The sequence below is a fragment of the Rhizobium sp. SVR5-9E genome, assembly GCF_056755095.1.
On sequence record NZ_JBNDHS010000405.1, the window covers coordinates 1 to 273 of the forward strand.

The window sequence follows — 273 nt, forward strand, 5'->3', positions numbered from 1 at the left end:
GTACAGTTCATGCTTGATGCTGTTTGTAAATATCTTCCTTCACCATTGGATAAGGACAATATCGCAGGTACAGATCCAAGAACTGACGCGGAGATCGAAAGAAAACCATCTGTTGATGAGCCTTTCGCTGCATTAGCTTTCAAAATTGCTACTGACCCATTCGTAGGTAGATTAGCATTCTTCAGAGCTTATTCAGGAAGATTGGATGCTGGTTCTTATGTTCTTAACACAAGATCAGGAAACAAAGAAAGAATTTCCAGAATCTATCAGATG

The 273-nt window shown here is 39.6% G+C and carries 1 pseudogene; it reads left to right on the forward strand.

Going from position 1 to position 273, the window contains the following annotated elements:
- A pseudogene (gene fusA / locus ACPYOJ_RS35380) lies at positions 1–273 on the forward strand (elongation factor G); the annotation flags it as partial.